Source organism: Rhizobium sp. NLR16a (genome assembly GCF_017948245.1).
Taxonomy (GTDB): domain Bacteria; phylum Pseudomonadota; class Alphaproteobacteria; order Rhizobiales; family Rhizobiaceae; genus Rhizobium.
In genome coordinates, this window is record NZ_CP072865.1 from 3021948 (window position 1) to 3039194 (window position 17247).

Annotated in this window: 11 protein-coding genes and 1 tRNA gene; 4 read left to right on the plus strand and 8 right to left on the minus strand. The window is 59.4% G+C overall.

Annotated features, from left to right (window positions below):
- The first annotated feature begins 201 nt into the window (after positions 1-201).
- Complete coding sequence (locus tag J7U39_RS14785) at positions 202-486, plus strand: GIY-YIG nuclease family protein (protein ID WP_020920629.1); 285 nt, start codon at positions 202-204, stop codon at positions 484-486.
- 666 nt (positions 487-1152) lie between these two features.
- On the opposite strand, the gene J7U39_RS14790 is transcribed toward J7U39_RS14785, so the two are convergent.
- The 3 genes from J7U39_RS14790 to J7U39_RS14800 all read right to left on the minus strand — a co-directional run bounded on the left by J7U39_RS14790 (position 1153) and on the right by J7U39_RS14800 (position 5655).
- Positions 1153-4548 (minus strand): acyl-[ACP]--phospholipid O-acyltransferase, encoded by a 3396-nt coding sequence (locus tag J7U39_RS14790; protein WP_210628866.1) that lies wholly within the window; start codon positions 4546-4548, stop codon positions 1153-1155.
- 92 nt (positions 4549-4640) lie between these two features.
- Positions 4641-4922, minus strand: coding sequence for a YiaA/YiaB family inner membrane protein (locus J7U39_RS14795; protein ID WP_008529123.1), 282 nt, complete (start codon positions 4920-4922; stop codon positions 4641-4643).
- A gap of 46 nt (positions 4923-4968) precedes the next feature.
- Positions 4969-5655 (minus strand): PspA/IM30 family protein, encoded by a 687-nt coding sequence (locus J7U39_RS14800; protein ID WP_210628867.1) that lies wholly within the window; start codon positions 5653-5655, stop codon positions 4969-4971.
- A gap of 111 nt (positions 5656-5766) precedes the next feature.
- Here J7U39_RS14800 and J7U39_RS14805 point away from each other — a divergent pair, with 111 nt between their 5' ends.
- Positions 5767-6381: a TetR/AcrR family transcriptional regulator gene (locus tag J7U39_RS14805; RefSeq protein ID WP_210631685.1), complete on the plus strand. Its 615-nt coding sequence runs from the start codon at positions 5767-5769 to the stop codon at positions 6379-6381.
- Positions 6382-7076: 695 nt separating this feature from the next.
- Entirely contained in the window at positions 7077-7856 is a 780-nt protein-coding gene (locus J7U39_RS14810) for an SDR family NAD(P)-dependent oxidoreductase (RefSeq protein WP_210628868.1), read from the plus strand.
- A 62-nt stretch (positions 7857-7918) separates the two neighbouring features.
- Here J7U39_RS14810 and J7U39_RS14815 read toward each other — a convergent pair whose 3' ends face one another.
- From J7U39_RS14815 to J7U39_RS14835, 5 genes are all read right to left on the minus strand, one after another.
- The gene (locus tag J7U39_RS14815; protein WP_210628869.1) at positions 7919-8494 is read right to left on the minus strand and encodes a DNA-processing protein DprA; all 576 of its coding nucleotides are present in this window, start codon (positions 8492-8494) and stop codon (positions 7919-7921) included.
- 7 nt (positions 8495-8501) lie between these two features.
- The gene (locus tag J7U39_RS14820) at positions 8502-9098 is read right to left on the minus strand and encodes a hypothetical protein (RefSeq protein ID WP_210628870.1); all 597 of its coding nucleotides are present in this window, start codon (positions 9096-9098) and stop codon (positions 8502-8504) included.
- Complete coding sequence (locus tag J7U39_RS14825) at positions 9095-12373, minus strand: DNA methyltransferase (RefSeq protein WP_210628871.1); 3279 nt, start codon at positions 12371-12373, stop codon at positions 9095-9097. Before J7U39_RS14825 ends, J7U39_RS14820 begins: the two co-directional genes overlap by 4 nt.
- 14 nt (positions 12374-12387) lie before the next feature.
- Complete coding sequence (locus tag J7U39_RS14830; RefSeq protein WP_210628872.1) at positions 12388-15777, minus strand: helicase-related protein; 3390 nt, start codon at positions 15775-15777, stop codon at positions 12388-12390.
- A 320-nt stretch (positions 15778-16097) separates the two neighbouring features.
- Positions 16098-16172 (minus strand) — tRNA-Gln (locus J7U39_RS14835).
- Positions 16173-16338: 166 nt separating this feature from the next.
- Here J7U39_RS14835 and J7U39_RS14840 point away from each other — a divergent pair.
- Entirely contained in the window at positions 16339-17247 is a 909-nt protein-coding gene (locus J7U39_RS14840; protein ID WP_210628873.1) for an MBL fold metallo-hydrolase, read from the plus strand.

The window sequence follows — 17247 nt, forward strand, 5'->3', positions numbered from 1 at the left end:
AGCCCGCCAGCGCGCGGCAGAGGTAGTGCCGGGACGCGTCGGCGGCAGCGATGACGCTTCGGCAGACGCGGCGCCACACTAGCTACGGCAAATGCGGCGCCTCACAGGCTGCGCCGGCGGTGCGTTTGGCGAGAACGCCAACTCCACACTCCGTCATCCCAGGGCTTGACCCTGGGATCCACAGCCAAGCACTCTGCCCACATGGCAGGATATGTTTACATCGTCACCAACCAGAAAAACGGCACCCTCTATATCGGCGTGACATCCGATCTGGAGCGCCGCATCTACGAGCATCGCGAAGGACTGACACCGGGCTTTGCCTGGAAATATGGCTGCACCCGCCTCGTCTGGTACGAGGAGCATTGGGACATCGGCAGCGCCATCCAGCGCGAGAAATCATTGAAACGATGGAACCGGCAATGGAAGATCGACCTGGTCGAGGCGATGAATCCCGAGTGGGACGATCTCTATCTTACGCTGTGGTGATGCCGGCTGCGTCTTCTGTGGTGCTCTGCGCATGGATCCCAGGGTCAAGCCCTGGGATGACGGAGGAGAGGTGGTCGCGAGACAGATCGGCTCACTGCGAGGAGAGGTGGTGCCGGGATGCATAAGCCGCCAGCGCGGAAGAGAGGTGGTGGCGCAGCACATAAGCCCGCCAGCGCGCAGCAGAGGTAGTGCCGGGACGCATCGGCGGCAGCGATGACGCTTCGGCAGACGCGGCGCCACACTAGCTACGGCAAATGCAGCGCCTCACAAACTGCGCCGGCTCTCAAGCTGCACCGGCGGTGCGTTTGGCGAGAACGCCACCCCCACACTCCGTCATCCCAGGGCTTGACCCTGGGATCCACAGCCAAGCATGAGGCTTCGATTTCTCTGCGGTGGGAGGCCATTGCTGTTCAGCGCCAGCCGCATGGATCCCAGGGTCAAGCCCTGGGATGACGGAGGAGAGGTGGTGCCCGGACGCATAAGCCGACGCGGACGAGGGGTGCGGCTGGGATGCATAAGTGCGCCAACGCGGAAGCGAGGTGGTGCCGCGAAGCATCGCCAGCGGCGGCGATGAAGCGACGGCAAAAGCGGCGCCGCACAGGCTGTGCCGGCGGCGCGTCTGGCGACAGAGGAGAGCTGGCGCCCTCCCCCGCCCAACGCCGGCGCTCACGCCGCCTCTTCCTTCTCCGCCGCCCCCTCCGCCAGCTTGCGGGCGGCGACGAAATCCACCTTGCCGGAGCCCAGCACCGGCACCTTGCCGATGGTGACCTCGGCCGGGACCATCATGTCCATCGCGCCCTTCGACTTGGCGAAGGCGAGGAATTCGGCGCGGGTGGCGGTTTCGGCGTCGGTGAGCAGCACCAGGCGCTCGCCCTTCTTGGGGTCGGGCAGCGACGAGACGACCGAGAGCGCGGCAGGCCAGAGTTCGGCGGCGAGCGCCTCGATTGCCGCCAGCGACACCATTTCGCCGCCGATCTTGGCGAAGCGCTTGGCGCGGCCGCGGATCTTGACGAAGCCGTCCTCGTCGATGCTGACGATGTCGCCGGTGTCGTGCCAGCCATCGGCGAGCGGTTCGAGCACGCCGGGCTTTTCGGCACGGAGATAACCGGCCATGACATTGGCGCCGCGCACATGCAGGCGGCCGCCCTCGTCGATGCCGGGCACCGGCTCGAGCTTCCATTCCATGCCCGGCAGGATTTTGCCGACCGTGCCGGAGCGGTTGTACATCGGCGTATTGATGGAGATCACAGGCGCGGTCTCGGTGACGCCGTAACCTTCGAGGATGCGCAGGCCGAATTTTTCCATATAGGTCTGGCGGGTCGCCGCCTTCACCGGCTCGGCGCCGGCGAAGATGTAGCGGATCGAGCGAAAATCATACGGATGCGCCGTCCTGGCATAACCGTTGAGGAAGGTATCGGTGCCGAAGATGATCGTGGCGTTGGAGACATAGATCAGCTCCGGCACGATGCGGTAATGCAGCGGCGACGGATAGAAATAGACCGGCACGCCCGAGATCAGCGGCAGCACGGTGCCGGCCGTCAGCCCGAAGGAATGGAAGACCGGCAGGATGTTGAACACCTTGTCGCCGCTGTGGAAATCGATGCGGGCGGCGGCCTGGGCGGCGTTCGACAGCACGTTGCGGTGGGTCAGCACCACGCCCTTCGGCGTGCCCTCCGAGCCCGAAGTAAACAGGATGACGGCCGGATCGTCGGCCTGGCGTTTGACGAGCGGCCGACCCTTGCGAAGAAGCCCGATCAGCTTGTCCTTGAACGAGATTTCGGCCCTCAAATCATCGAGCCAGACGATCGTCAGCTGCTTTTCCAGCTCCTCGATCACAGGGCCGAGCTTGGCCTGGGCGACGAAGGCGCGCGAGGTCAGCACGTGTTTGACCTCAGCCGCCTTGCAGGCGGAGAGGATGTTGGCGGCGCCCGCGGTGAAGTTCAGCATCGCCGGCACCTTGCCGGCCGACATGACGCCGAGAAGGGTGGCGGCGGCGCCATTGGCATTCGGCAGCATGACGCCGAGGTTCTGTTCCGGGAAGCGGGCGCGGAACTTGGCGCCGAGCACGGCGGCCCCGGTCAAGAGCTTGCCATAGGTCAGCCGGCCGGTGACCGGATCTTCGACAGCAAGCTTCTTCATGCCGAATTCGTGGCCTGCCCGGATGACCCGCTCGAGCACGGTCGACGAGGTGTCGGCGGTGCGGAACAGCAGGTTCGACATCACCTGGTAGAGTGCTGCCCCCGCCGCCGTGCGGCGTTTGCGGCCTTTCAGCTCCGGCTCCACCTCGAGCTTCACCGGCTCGAGAATGGTGACCTTGACCTTGGGGAACAGCCGGCGGCGGATCTTGCCGTTGTCGAGATAGGAGAAATAGGTCTTCTCCAGCCCGTCGATCTTGACCGGCACCACCATCGAGCCTGTTTTGTCGGCGACCATGGCGGCTCCGTCATAGACCTTCATCAGCGTGCCGGTCACCGTCAGCCGGCCCTCGGGGAAGATGCCGATCGCATTGCCTTCCTGCGCCACCTTGATCAGCGAGCGCGTCGCCATCGGCTTGGTCGGGTCGAGCGGCAGGAATTTGCACATTTTCAGGAAGGGGCGCACCCACCAGGCCTGGGCGATCTTGTAATCGACGGCAAAGACCGGCTCTTCCTCGGTGATGGCGAGCGCCAAGGCGCCATCGAGCAGGCTGACATGGTTCAGCGCAATGATCGGCGCCGGGCCGGCCTTCTTGATATTCTCCAGCCCCTCGACCTCGAGCCGCATGAAGGCGCGGAACAGGATCGAGATGAAATCGCGGAAGGCATTGGTCGGCAGCGTCTTCAGCATCAGCCAGGCGACCGCGAAATTGACAATGCCGAGGCCGATCAGGATCTGCGGAATGGAGGCCCCGAGCGCCTGGATGGCGGCGACCAAACCGAGGCCGACGGTGATGAACAGCGCAGACAGCACATTGGCGGCGCCGATGACGCGGGCGCGGTGATCCTCATGCGCCCATGTCTGCAGACCGGCGAAGGTCGGCACGGCGATGAAGGCGCCCGAGATCGCCATGCCGGCGAGATCGATGGCGACGCGGATGGTATTTTCGCCGGCGAAGAAATCGAGGATCGTCGTCGCGTGCGAGGTCGAGGTGAGGCCCCAGAGGTTCCAGGCGAGATCGAGGCTGAAGAGGCCGAGCAGCGCGGTGCCGACGGGGGCCGGCAACAGCACGACGCGGCCCGCCGACATCCAGGCGGCAATGCCCGAACCGACGGCGACGGCAATCGCGAACACCGTGAGATAGGCGGGCACGACGAGCTCGGAGCCGCCGAGCAGCTCGGTCACCATGGTCGGCAGGATGGAGAGCGTGAAGGCGCCGACCAGCCAGAACCAGCAGTTCATCAGCGCCGAGCGCCACAGCCGCGTATCCCTACGGATCTCCATGACCAGCGTGTAGCTGGAGCGGATGACGTTGCGGTCGATCTGAAGATCCGGCGCCTTGGAGCCGGTCGGCGGGATCATGCGGGCCGACAGCCAGCAGAGCACCGACAGCCCCATCATCATCGAGCCGAAGAGGACGATATTGTCGCCGCTCGAAAAGGCGAGTGCGGCGATGATGGTGCCGCCGAGGATGGCGATGAAGGTGCCGCCCTCGATCCAGGCATTGGCCTTCGGCAGGTCGCGGCGTTCGAGATGATCGGGCAGGATGCCGTATTTGATCGGCCCGAACAGCGCCGAGACGATGCCGAAGCCGAAGAGCGCCGCCATCAGCACAAAAATCGAGGAGAAGCCGAGGCCGACGACGGCAAGGGCCGCTATGCCGATCTCTGAGCGTTTCAACAGTTCCGCCACCTTCGCCTTGTCGTGCTTGTCGGCGATCTCGCCGCCCAGCGCCGAAAGCAGCAGGAAGGGCACGATGAGGATGACGCCGGCAAGCGTCACCAAAGCCGCGCCTTCGCTCGCCGACATCTTGAAGAGGATGAGGAAGACCAGCGTATTCTTCAGGAAATTGTCGTTGAAGGCGGTCAGGAACTGCGTCCAGAACAGCGGCGCGAATTTCCTCGATGTCATCAGATTGTTTTGCACGGCGAGACCCTCTTTTCGTGGGCAGAGAAGGCCACAGAGTTGTTACGCAAAAGTTGAGTGCGATAACAACTCTGCGATGTGGTTAAGGAAGATCAATCTTCACCGTTACGATTGAATTTGACCAGCAGCTTTTCGGTGCGGGCATCTTCGACCTTGCGGATCAGCTTCTCGGATTCGGCATTGTCGCGCAGCGTCTTGGTGATGTTCACCGTCGTCTGCACCAGCATCAATATGCCCATGGCGAGATAGCCCTTCCCCCAGAGATCGAGCGGCATCATGTAGAGGCCGAGCGCCAGCATGAAGGCGGCGGCGCCGAAGGAGATGTAGGAGAAGCTGACCCAGCTGGCGGAATGTTTCTGGAAACTGTCGTTCATAGCAGTGACCCTTTAATTTCTAGGGGTGGATTGTTGGATGAAGATGTCAGGCGGCCGGCGTGATGCGGCTCTTCAGCCGGGCGAGCACGTCATCGGCCGATGAGGTGAGCGGCGCGCCGCAGCCGGCATTGGCAAGCTTTTCGATGATGCCGGCCGGCCGCGTGGCGCTTTCCATCTCCTTCAGCGCCGCCGCCGTCAGCTCGTTCTGGCTCTGGCGCAGGCGCAGCCTGGCCAGCGTCTCCTCGGCCTCGTCGAGGGTGGCCAGGCCGGGACCGGCGACTGCGATATCGAGCTTCTGCGCCTCCTCAGTGGCGCGGGCCAGCCGCTCGCCGCGCTGCAGCGCCTGCAGCCGCGCCTCGGCATCCCTGACGATGCCCTTCAGCTTGGCGATCGAAGTGGTGAACTGGCTTTGCGCCTGTTCCGACGCATCGCGCTCGGCCTCGAGAAAGGCGATCGCCTCGGCCGCTTCCCGCGCCAGCCCCTCATTGCCCCTGGTGAGGGCTGCGGTGGCGCGGGTCTCGAGATCGGCGATGCGGGAAAGGATCGTCTGGTGCTGGGCCTTCTCCTGCTCGTTCTGGGCGATGGCGACAGCGACGCTGCGCCGCGCCGTCTGGATCGACTGGGCGGCATCGCGGATCTGCTGGGCCAGCAGCGGCACGGCGTTGCGATCGGCGAAGGCCTGCTCGGCATCATGCGCCCTGCCCCGCAGCAATGTGGAAATCAATTTGAACATTTCTGTCCTCCGGTTTATGAACGTTGTTCACGAGCTGAGTTATGGCAGAATCATGAACGACGTTCAAGATAAATTTTGAACGACGTTCAAAAATTCGGAAGGGAATGGTTAATGGCCGGTCGACGGGAAGAAAAACGCGAGGATTTGAAGGCGCGGCTGATCGAGGCGGCGCGCGAGCGCATCGCCCGCGACGGGCTCGCCAACCTGCGCGCCCGCGACATCACCCAGGATGCCGGCTGCGCGCTCGGCGGCCTCTACACCGTCTTCTCCGACCTCGCCGAGCTCGTCATCCATGTGAACTCCGCGACGCTGAAGGCGCTGGAGGCGAGGCTGACGCTTGACGAGGCCAGGGGCAAAAGCCCGACTGATCGCCTGCGCAACCTCGCCCAGGGCTACCTCGCCTTCGCCGTGGAACACCGCAATCTCTGGAAGGCGCTGTTCGACCACTTCCCCCCCGCCACCAGCCCGACGCCGCAATGGCACCTCGACGAACACCTCTTCCTGATGGACGTGATCGCCGAACCGCTCGCCGAACTGCAGCCCGGCATGCCCGCCGAAGACCGCGCCATCCGCGCCCGCACCCTGTTCGGCGCCGTCCACGGCGTCGTCAGCATCAGCCTGGAGGGCCGCTTCGTCGGCCTGCCGCTGGAACGGCTGGCACGCGAGGTGGACGAGTTGGTGCAGACGATTGCCGCGGGCGCGGAGCGGCGGCGGCAGGGGGTGTGAGGTGGTGTTGGGTGGAGTGGCGTAGACTGACGTTGCGGTTTCTTTCGCCGAGCCCACCTCATACTCCGTCATCCCAGGGCTTGACCCGAGGATCCATGCCCGGAGCATTGTGCCGGCCGGCGGCGCATGGAGCGGTATCATCCGACTGACGACATTGCCGTTTTCGCCGAGCCCCACCCCCTCCTCCGTCATCCCAGGGCTTGACCCTGGGATCCACGCCGCGCGCATTGTGCAGGCCGTAGGCGCATGGAGCGGCATCATCTGACTGAGGGCCTTGCGGAACCAGCCGGAGCCTCACCCCACTCTCCGTCATCCCAGGGCTTGACCCTGGGATCCATGCCCCGAGCATTGTGCTCGCCGTGTCAGACGGAGCGGCATCATCCGGCGAACGGCCTCGCGGTTCCGGCCTAAGCCTCACCCCACTCTCCGTCATCCTCGGGCTTGACCCGAGGATCCATGCCGCGCGCATTGTGCTGGCCGTCGGCAGACGGAGCGGCAGGGAGCATCCTGTCCGTGAACGTATGTACTCGAGTGCTGCGTGTGGATCCTCGGGTCAAGCCCGAGGATGACGGAGGAGGTGGGAACCAATCTGCAAAACCGCACCCGATCGCTGGCGGACTTGTCGACCATCCCACCTTGACCGAAGCACCCCTACCCAGCACTCTGTCCCGCCACCGCTCGCGAAAGGAACCCCCATGAGCCGCATCTTCATCACCGGTTCCACCGATGGCCTCGGCCTCGCCGCCGCCCGCACCCTTATCCGCGAAGGCCACGAGGTCGTCCTCCACGCCCGCTCCCGCGAGCGCGCCGCGGCCATCGCCGAGACCTCAGCCGCCGCCCTCGGCCTCGTCATCGGCGATCTCGCCAGTGCTGCGGAAACCCGCTCGATCGCCGAACAGGTCAACGCCATCGGCCGCATGGACGCCGTCATCCACAATGCCGGCATCTACCTCGAGCGCAGCCGCGGCGAGACACCCGAAGGCCACGCCAAGACGCTGGCGGTCAACACGCTCGCCCCCTATCTCCTCACCGCCTCGATCACGCGGCCCGACCGGCTGATCTATCTCACCAGCGGCATGCACCGCAGCGGCGGCAGCACGCTTGACGATATCGACTGGAAGAAGCGGCCCTGGAGCGCCAGCCAAGCCTATTCCGAAAGCAAGCTCTACATCGCCACCCTTTCCGCCGCCATCGCCCGCCACTGGGCCGACGTCCTCAGCAACGCCGTCGACCCCGGCTGGGTGCCAACAAAGATGGGCGGCGCTGGCGCGCCGGATGATCTGGAGATGGGACATCTGACGCAGACGTGGCTGGCGACGAGCGAGGAAGAAGCGGCGAAGGTGAGCGGCGGGTATTGGTATCACCGCCAGCGGCGGGAGCCGGCGGCGGAGGTGAACGATGTTGGGTTTCAGGAGGCGCTGGTGGAGAGGCTGGCGGGATTGACGGGGGTTCGGCTGTTTGCAGCGCGCCGGTGAGTTGCAGCAATCTAGCAAGAGCGGAAGAATATCGCGTGCAAAGCAAGGAGATCACGCGCGAATTAGCGATGAAGGTGTCGAGTTTGAATGCCCCAGCCTGCGAGTTCATTGGAAAGCATTGATAAGCTCCCTCCTGGCGAAACGAAGGCGAACACCACTTGGTCAGCGAGGGCAGCGACAAAATGGTTTCGGTGGCGGGCGAGATTAGCGGTGGCGCGTTTCTCGGTTTCCGGAAATGGCGAGATGATAGTCAGCCGACCGTCGTCGAGAGCCTTTCGTTGCACAGCGGGCAATTTCAAGGTGCTGATGCCGCGCGCAATTGCCATCACAACGGGCTGTTTGCCGCGCAACAGAATATCGAGACATTGCTGCTCCAGCGGCGAATGAAAACCGCTGATTACACACCTTCTGGCATCGCGCCATGCCGCCGCCTGATCGAAAGCTTTGAGAATTGTTGCGCCAGGCGTTTCCTTCGAGCAGAGGAATGCCGTCATCGGCGCGGAAAGCGGCTCGAACGTCCCGAGGATTGAAATCGTCTTTGGAGCATCTGCGCCGAGCCGCTGGATCAGCCGGTCGGGATAAGTTCGCTCGCCTTGAGATACGAGTTTCAGGCTATCCGCTAGCTCCAGGCTCCTCATGGTCCCCTCATCCTTCTGGCCAGCGAGCATTGACCGCAGCCCGAACAGGCGTCTGAAGATCGGGAGGCGCAAATCGGATATAGCGCAAAGCGGCGGCCAGCTTTTGCTCCTTAAGCGATGCGAGATAGCGGATCGCGGCTTCTTCGGAAAACGGCTCTGCGGCCTTGTCGGGCTCATGAAAATTTTCGCCCAGCGCTGTCCATATCACAGCGTCGTACCCATTCGCCTGCATCCAGACCGTAATGGCTTCCACAGTTTGCGGGTGACGCTCCATAGCCTTCTCGCTACGGGTTCCGTTGGTGGAGTCGATCCAGCCAACCCGGCCATGCGAGCGTACATTCTTCGGCAATACCTCGGTACCTGAACCTTCACGCGTCCAGAGGTTTTCAAGTGCTGCATTGAGATCACTACAAGCGCTCAACGCGTAATTTGTGGAACAAGAAGCACCGAAGGCTTCGTCGATCACCAACGTAAGGCGCCCATCTCCCGATATCCGGGCGAATTCAACGGGGAGGATCGGTCCGCGTTGCATAAATTCCGACGCGATCGCCAAATCCCGCCGGTCCCAAATCAGCGAGCCCCATGCGAGAACAGCGATCGTCATTCATCGGCTCCTGACTCCACCTCATCTGCACCAGCAAGGCGATATTTTATGTCGTAGTTTTTTATGAAGTCAGCTTCCTCCAGACCCAAGCCGTAGATCAGAGATAATTCCTCATCAATTCGATCTATCGACCCCTTTGATTTTGCTGCTGATATCTCATCGTATTCAATCACATGTCCTTGCTTAGTATTAATGGTCTTTTGGATCGCATCACGTTCTAAGCTGTCGACCAATTTATTGCTAAGCCGTACCCAGTCGATCGTGTCCCAATTTGCTGGTATGGGAAACGACCTAACCAAGGCGTCGTTCACATGCTCGCAATCGGAAAAAACGGAATACCACCAATAAAACAGACTCGAATTCAATAGAGCAGCTGCAAACGCAGCCGCATTCCCGCTTTGAAAGCCGATTTTTCTGCCGTGCGGCGGCTCCATCGCTACGCCATTCTTAATGAACCGCGGAACGCGATGGGATGCCTTGACCCAGTAGCGGCACGCTTCCTGATAATACATCATTCCTTTGCCCGACTTCGAGGTCAGACTTTCAATATTAAACTTCTGCGATGAAACTCGACTGTGAATCTCTATTTCTTCCGCGTGGCCAAGTTTTCCAATGCGATGCCCGTGCAGCTTAACGCTGTGCGTAGCGATCATCATCTTTGACATCAAATTGGGTCGTTCTTCAGCGTAGAAACGTGACACGTCCGAACTAATAATCTGCTTCTGCCCGCCGGGGAGTGACAAAAGGATAACCACAGGCATCTCCACGCCCTCGAACACGGATTGAGGACGACGAGGAAACGAGAGAGCGACTAGCGAGCTACGTTGGAGCAACATCTTTTGAAGAGGCGGCATTTTTTCGGACGACAATGCCGTCAGCTGAACTATCAGACCGATTGGTGATTGCGTCTTTGCTAAACGGATACTCCTCTCAAAAACGAAAGAATAAAGATTTTTGGTTGAGAGTGTGTCGTAGCCATACGAATTCAGAGAGTACGGAACATTCTTGCCAGGATAAACGACGTAAGGGGGGTTGCCCACGATGACGTCAAATCCCCCGTTTTCCATGATCCCGTGGAACTCGATAAACCAGTGAAATGGTTGGTGGGTGTGCAACCATTTTGAATATTGAGCGGAATCGGTCCTCACGCCTGATTCCCGAGCGAGGTGCAAATTTAGCTTGTCTTCAAGTGACTTGAGACGTTGTCGTAGGGCTTGCTTGTCGGCAACCGGAACCGATCCATCGCCGTCAACCTGGCGCAACCGAAATGCTTTGAACGTCTGCTGAAGGTCCGCAGCGCTCCGTGTGATCGTCTCCAATGAATTATCAAGATCAAGCTTGCTGGTTAGCGCTTTCTTGACATCGGCGTAGGTTGCGTAGCCGACCAGCGTGTTCCCGGCGCGAATGTTGAAATCGATATCCGGCAACGGCTCGATGCCGAGGTTCTCATGCCTCGGGTCGGGATCGACCTGGGCTGCGAGCTTCAGGAACAGGCGGAGTTTGCAGATCTCTACCGCTTCTTCCATAATATCGACGCCGAAGAGATTGTTCAGGATGATGCTCTTCAGCGTGAAATAGCGCGCGTTGGGGTGCGTGCTGACCTTTTGCAGTGTTGCCTTGAAGTCCTCGAATTTTTTCGGCGAATGGCCTTCCCCCAAGCGCTCAAGATCAGCGACAAAAGCCTCCATCCGGTCGAGGCAGGTCTCGTAGAGCGGCTCGAGAATGTTAAGCGCGGCGAACAAAAACGCACCTGAACCGCAAGTTGGATCAAGAACGGTGACACCCTCGATTGCTTTCCAGAAGGCACGGAGCAGGTCGGGGCCTTCGCAGCGCTCAATCACATCATGGGCAAACTGCCGGATGTCCAGATTGAGGGTGATCAGATCATTGATCCCCCGAACTTCGCCTGCCGCCAGTTTAGTCCGGACCTCGGTATAGCGTTTGCGGCGCGCCAACACTTCGCGCCAGATCTCCGTAGGTAAAGCGATTCCTGCTGGCGCCTTCTGATTCCACTGCGTTCGGGCCGACACGTCTTGCATGCCCGCCGCAATCTCCGGCGGGAGCTCGTGTTCGGTGCCGTGCTTAACGGCGGCATGGATATAGCGGTCGGGGTCATCACGCAGATGATCCCAAATCGTCGGCCCACCTGGATTTTCAAATGCAACCTTGCATTTTGCTTTAGCGGCGTCGAAAAGGAAGGGGATCACCGTATTCTTTGAAATGTACTCTGTAATATCTTCCTTCGTGTAATAGGCGCCCATCTGTTTTTGATTGATGTATTTTTCGAAAATGTACCCGAGAACGTCCGGATTGATCTCGTTGTCGTTGCGTAGAGGGCGCTCATCGAGATGCCACTGATAGCGGTCGAAATAGGCGAAGATACGAGTGAAAGCCTCGTCTGGAATCTTGATGTCTGGGAAACGCTCCTCAATCTGATGCTTCTCGAACAGGCCGCCATTTAGATAGGGAATCCGGCCAAGCAACTTGTCGAGCTCTGTGTTGCGTTCCTTGCCTCCGAGCCCTTCATGAAAGAGGCGAAGCAGGAAGTAGCGGTAGAATGAATAGAACTTGTCTTGGCCCTCTTGATTCTGACACCGGGCGAGACGGTCGCGCAGGTAGTCGCGTTCGCCATTGAGGAACCCCTTCCGCTGCATGAAGTAGATAAACATCAGGCGGTTTAGCATCAGGGAAGCGTACCATTCCTTATCCGCCACCTCCGTGATGCCACTGATGAAACCGAGAAAGACTTTGTGCTCGGTCTTGAACTGGTCGTAGAACCGCTTTGTGACACGCTCCACATCGAAGGCGGCGCGGGCTCGCGCCGTGACATCAAACAGCGTCAGGATCTTTTCTTCGGCAAGCGAGAATGCAATGGCTTCGATTTTTTGCAGAAAGCCGCGATTACCTGATGAGGCATACCAGAAGTGCTCTGGCATCGAAACGGGCTTGCCAGTTTCGCGCCGTGCCCAGGACCAGGTTTGCTCGGCGCGCTTTTCATCTGTGAAGATGATAAGATGCTCAAGTGTGGTTTTGGCGACCTGAGTTTCGATTTTTTTTCGTGCTGTTCGATCGGGGATTTGATGCCCTGAGGGCGCGTGGCAGACCCAAGCCACCATCCCGCGCTTTTCCGCGACAGCGCGGAGCACGAAAGTTACACCCCCGATGGGAACCGAAAGGTCCGCGTTGTGTCGATCCCAGCCTAATTCTTCGGTGAAGAGCTTCGCGAAGTCGAACTGCTCAAGCAGCTTTCTCGCATTATCAGGTTTGAAATCCATCCCAGTCCCTTTCATCAAACCATCGGGCGCGCCAGCCCCAGCGAGCAGATAATCTGCGGTTCGCCAGAGTGTTCTTCATCATGGATCAGGCAAAGCCTATCCTCCTCGCGCAACGCCAAAACCAGTTCGGCCAACTTGTCATCGCTAATGCCAGCTTTCATCTGACGATTAAGAGTATCCGTTGCCGATTGACGCAAAGGAAAGCGGTAGATCTCTTCAATGGCTTTGCCGAGCTCAGGGAGATCAAACAGCGTGCCCTTCACCTTGTCGGCATGGCGCTTGAGCCGCTCATATGTTCGAAAACGTGCTCCGGATGGGCGACCGAGTTGCCCGCCGACTTGCTTCTCCTCAGCGGCGATATGTTCGACACCCTTCGCCACCATGCCGTGGTGTTCCTCCTGTCGCGGCAAAACAGGTGTGTTTGGCTCGCAGGCGGCGGCTTTCAAAATTTCAAATTGCGATTGGGTGACGCTCGCACCATCCTTATCCACCCACGCCAGAGCGTCATTGCCTTGGGCCGTGCGCATATAGACGAGCGCACCGTTGGGACGTCCATCGTGCGGCGTGAAAGCCTTTGTGGAGTAGACGACGGACGGAAGGTCAGGGATGGATTTCTGCAAGGCAGAATTCGTGTCAATCGCGTTTTTCCAGATCTGATAGGCGTAAGAAGCCAGATCGACTTCTCCTTCTGCTTCCCCGTCAAGTATATTGGATTTCTCATTGTAGAGATCGACAAGTTCCTCACGCTCGCCCTCATCCTCGAAGAATGCTTCGTCGGTTCCCACAACTTCGGCGTTTTCCTTCAGCCGTTGGCGAACGCGCGAGCGGAGCTGGATCAGGCGCTCCACACCATCAGCCGGAAGGAACGAGTAGCAGAGGATTTTCTCTGCCTTCTGCCCAATTCGATCCACGCGGCCCGCTCGCTGGATGAGCCTGATGATCGCCCACGGTAGATCATAGTTCACAAGGATCGCACCATCTTGAAGGTTCTGGCCCTCGCTGAGCACATCGGTAGCGATCAGTATGCGCAGTTCCTCTTCGGGTTTGATCTTGTTGCGCTTGTTGTTGCTGTTTGGGCTAAACCGCCAAGCAAATGCTGTTGGGTCCGACGTTTCGCCGGAAACAGCGGCGATAGAATTAATGCCGGCACCTTTCAGTCGACGCTCAAGGTAGCGAACCGTGTCCGCAAACTGTGAGAAAATAAGCACCTTTTCTTTTTGATGCTTGCTGGTCAACAGTTCGATCAAAGCGGTGAGCTTGGTGTCCCTCGTATGGTTCCAATCACCGCAGTCGCGCAGAATCTTTAGAAGCCGAGCGCTGTCGGTCGTCAGATCTTTCTTCAATTGTGCGACGAACAAATCGGGCCGTAGCCACTTGAAGCGTCGTTTGAATTGACCGGCATAGACGCTGTAGGTCGCCGCGGCACGTGTTCGGAAAGCAGCCTCGTCGCGCAGATCAAGCGCTTCGAACTCCTGAGTATTCTCGTCCTCTCCTTCCGAAAAGAGTTCTGCGTCAGCACTTTGATCGTCGATATCCTCGTCGTAGTTGGCAGTGTCCAATAGCCCCGCATCCTGCGTGCCGAGCGGCAACGGAAGATCGTTCTCTATGGCGTACAAAAAGATGTAGTTTCGAAGGATATGGCGTTCCAACGACTGCTGAAATGCCTCGCCGCTGCTTTCCAAGCGTTTAAAGAGGTTTGTGCGACAGAACCCCATGAGCCGCTTACCCGCGCGAGAAAGATCATCAAGTTGCTTTGCTTCTTTAGGCGTTGGCGGCTTGTGGGGTTTGGGCGCGACATAGTTCCCTAAGCCGTAACGCGGCAAATGCATTTGGTTGATCGCATCGACAACCGGCGCCGCGTAAAGTCTTGCGTACTGATCGCTGGAGTCATTCTCATCGATCTTGAAACGAAGTGTGCGCGGAACACGCTCGGGGAAGTAGGAGCGTGTTCCGTCTTCAAATGTTAAGAACTTGCGACCATTGTCCGGGTCGTCGGTCTGGGCATAGTTGTCCTGAATAAACGTGCGAGTCCGACGAACCATGTAGAGACGCATCAATTCGCGCCAGTCATCTGCGTAAGTGCTCTTCTCGAAAGCAGCGAGGGACCGAACTGAGCACTGGTGGCGCCTTATAAACTCCGTTTCTCCGATATCCTGAAGCAAGCGCTCCGGCCTGACGCCGATATCGCGATCTTCGGGAACGAACAGGCGTAACTGGCTTGAAAGATCGCCGTAGGTCTTGTTGTAGGGCGTGGCGGAAAGGAGAATACAGCGGCTTTCATTTTCCGTGAGGTATTCCTGTATCGCGCGGTATCTTCGCCCTTCTCTGTTGCGAAGATTGTGGCTTTCGTCGATGAGCACCACGCGATAACGACGGAGCTCGGGCAATTCGCGGGTGGCCCGTGTCACCGAAAGAACCTTAGCAAGCAGCCGATACTCGGAAACGTAGTCCTCCCACATCTTCACGAGGTTCTTCGGACATATAATCAACGTTTCTGTGAAATGATCATCCTGAAAGATTTTTGCCAAGGCGGTGGCCATCAGCGTCTTGCCGAGGCCCACCACATCGCCGATCAAAACGCCACCGCGCTTGTTAAGATGATGCGCAGCGATTTTGACGGCCGCCTCCTGATAGGGAAAAAGCCGCTTGCCGAACTCGGGCGGAATTCGAAATTCATTGAGTCCTGCACGCGCCTCTTGGGCAAGATGGTAGGCCATCTTCACGTAGATTATATAGGGGTCGATCGGTTTCTCGCGGGCCCAACTTTCCTCGATGACCTCGATCAATTCATCCGTGATGTCGATGCACCAGCGGTCGGACCAACGATCGTCAAACCATTTCGCGAGCTTCGTCGTAGAATCGTGATCAAGTACATCGACATTTAACTCGCCCTGCTTTGAGAGCCCTGAAAGGGTAAGATTGCTGCTCCCCAAAAAGCCAGTGATTGGATTATTGGGATCAGGACGGAATAAAAGATACAGCTTTGCGTGCAGTGGATGCTTGAGGAACAGCCGAACTGTGACCTGCTTTGACTTTAGTTGATCCACCAACCGCCGCAACCCCGCTTCGTCGGCGTTGTTGGGCATGCCCAAGGTCAATTGAATGCGAAAGTCCTCAGCCAGCTTTTTTTTCAGACGAAGGGCTGTCTGATTGTCGAGCGACTGGTCATCCCTGTCATTGCCGAGGGCAATCCTCAAGTCGTCCTGAGGAAGGCGTTGCATACCTACAAGGAGACGGCATTGCCCGCCATCTCCGCCCGGCCAAACGGATATCAAGTCGTCAATTGATTTCCAACCGCGCAGATTGAAGTAGCCGACACAAAAGTCGCCGTGCGAAGAAATTTGTAAGGTCTGCCGAAGGGCGGGTAAAAGACCCTTTTCAATGTTATCAAATATTCGCGGCAATATTCTACTCCTTGCAGAAACGTCTGCCACATTGCCGAGATAGGCGGTGTAAACCCATCACGTCATGCAATCCGGTGACTTGCGAATCGTTGATTGAAATCTGGAACAATGGTCACTGTTTCGCCAGCGTTTTGCATTTAAAATCACAGGTTGATGCAACGGCGTGATTTTGTCGCATTTGCTAGCATCTTCGCATTCAGCGGCCCTGCTTCTGGCGAAGCATCTCGACATCGCCCTTCCGCACCGGAGGTTCACGCAATAGAGTTAGCCATTTCTCAGGAAAGCCGTAACTCTTGTGTCCAGAAGGGACCCTCGGCGATTGGCTGGGGCGCCTGGATTCGAACCAGGGGATGGCGGTACCAAAAACCGCTGCCTTACCGCTTGGCTACGCCCCACCAGAGCTTGAGCGGCGAACCGCTTGCTCAGAAATCGACGCCTGATTAGCAAAGCTCTTTGCCTGTCACAATGACTAAGTTGCGCCTGCGGCAGATTTCTGCGCGCGAAGCGGCGGGCGGCGTGCTAGCATGCCGCGATATTATCAACCTGAGATCATCGTCCGGCATGGAAAATCCCGCATTCGACCTAGCTTTCGAGCCGGCCTATGGGCGGGCCGTGCCGGTTGCTCCCGATGTCGAGCGCATCACGGCGGAAAATCCCGGGCCTTTCACCTTTTTCGGCACCAACAGCTATCTCGTCGGCTCCTCCTCGCTTGCCGTCATCGATCCCGGGCCGGAGGACGAGGCGCATTATCACGCGCTGATGGCTGCGATCGGCGGGCGTGATGTGACGCATATCTTCGTCAGCCATACGCATCGCGATCACTCGCCGCTTGCCCGGCGGCTGCAGGCGGCAACGGGGGCGGTGACGGTGGGGCAAGGGCCGCATCGGCCGGCGCGGCCGCTGCGGGAAGGCGAGGTCAATCCCTTCGCCGAAAGCGCGGATATGGATTTCGCGCCGGATATCGCGCTCGGCGATGGGGAGACGATAACGGGTGACGGCTGGGCGATGACGGCGGTGCTGACGCCGGGGCATACGGCCAATCATGCCGCCTTCGCGCTCGAGGGCCGCGACATCCTGTTCTCAGGCGATCATGTCATGGCCTGGTCGACCTCGATCGTCGCACCGCCGGACGGGACGATGGCGGATTACATGGCCTCGCTCGACAGGCTGATAGCGCGCGAAGACGGCCTGCTGCTGCCCGGCCATGGCGGGCCGGTCAGCGAGCCGAAGACTTTCCTGCCGGCGCTGAAGGCGCATCGCCTCGGGCGCGAGCAGGCGGTGCTGGCGCGGGTTGCGGCCGGCGATCGGGAGATTGCGGAGATGGTGAAGGCGATTTATCGCGATACCGATCCGAAGCTGCACGGCGCGGCGGCCCTTTCCGTGCTCGCCCATATCGAGCATCTCATGGAGCGCGGCGAGATTGCAGCGGATGGGCCGCCCTCGCTTGCCGCGCGCTATTGGCCGGGGTAA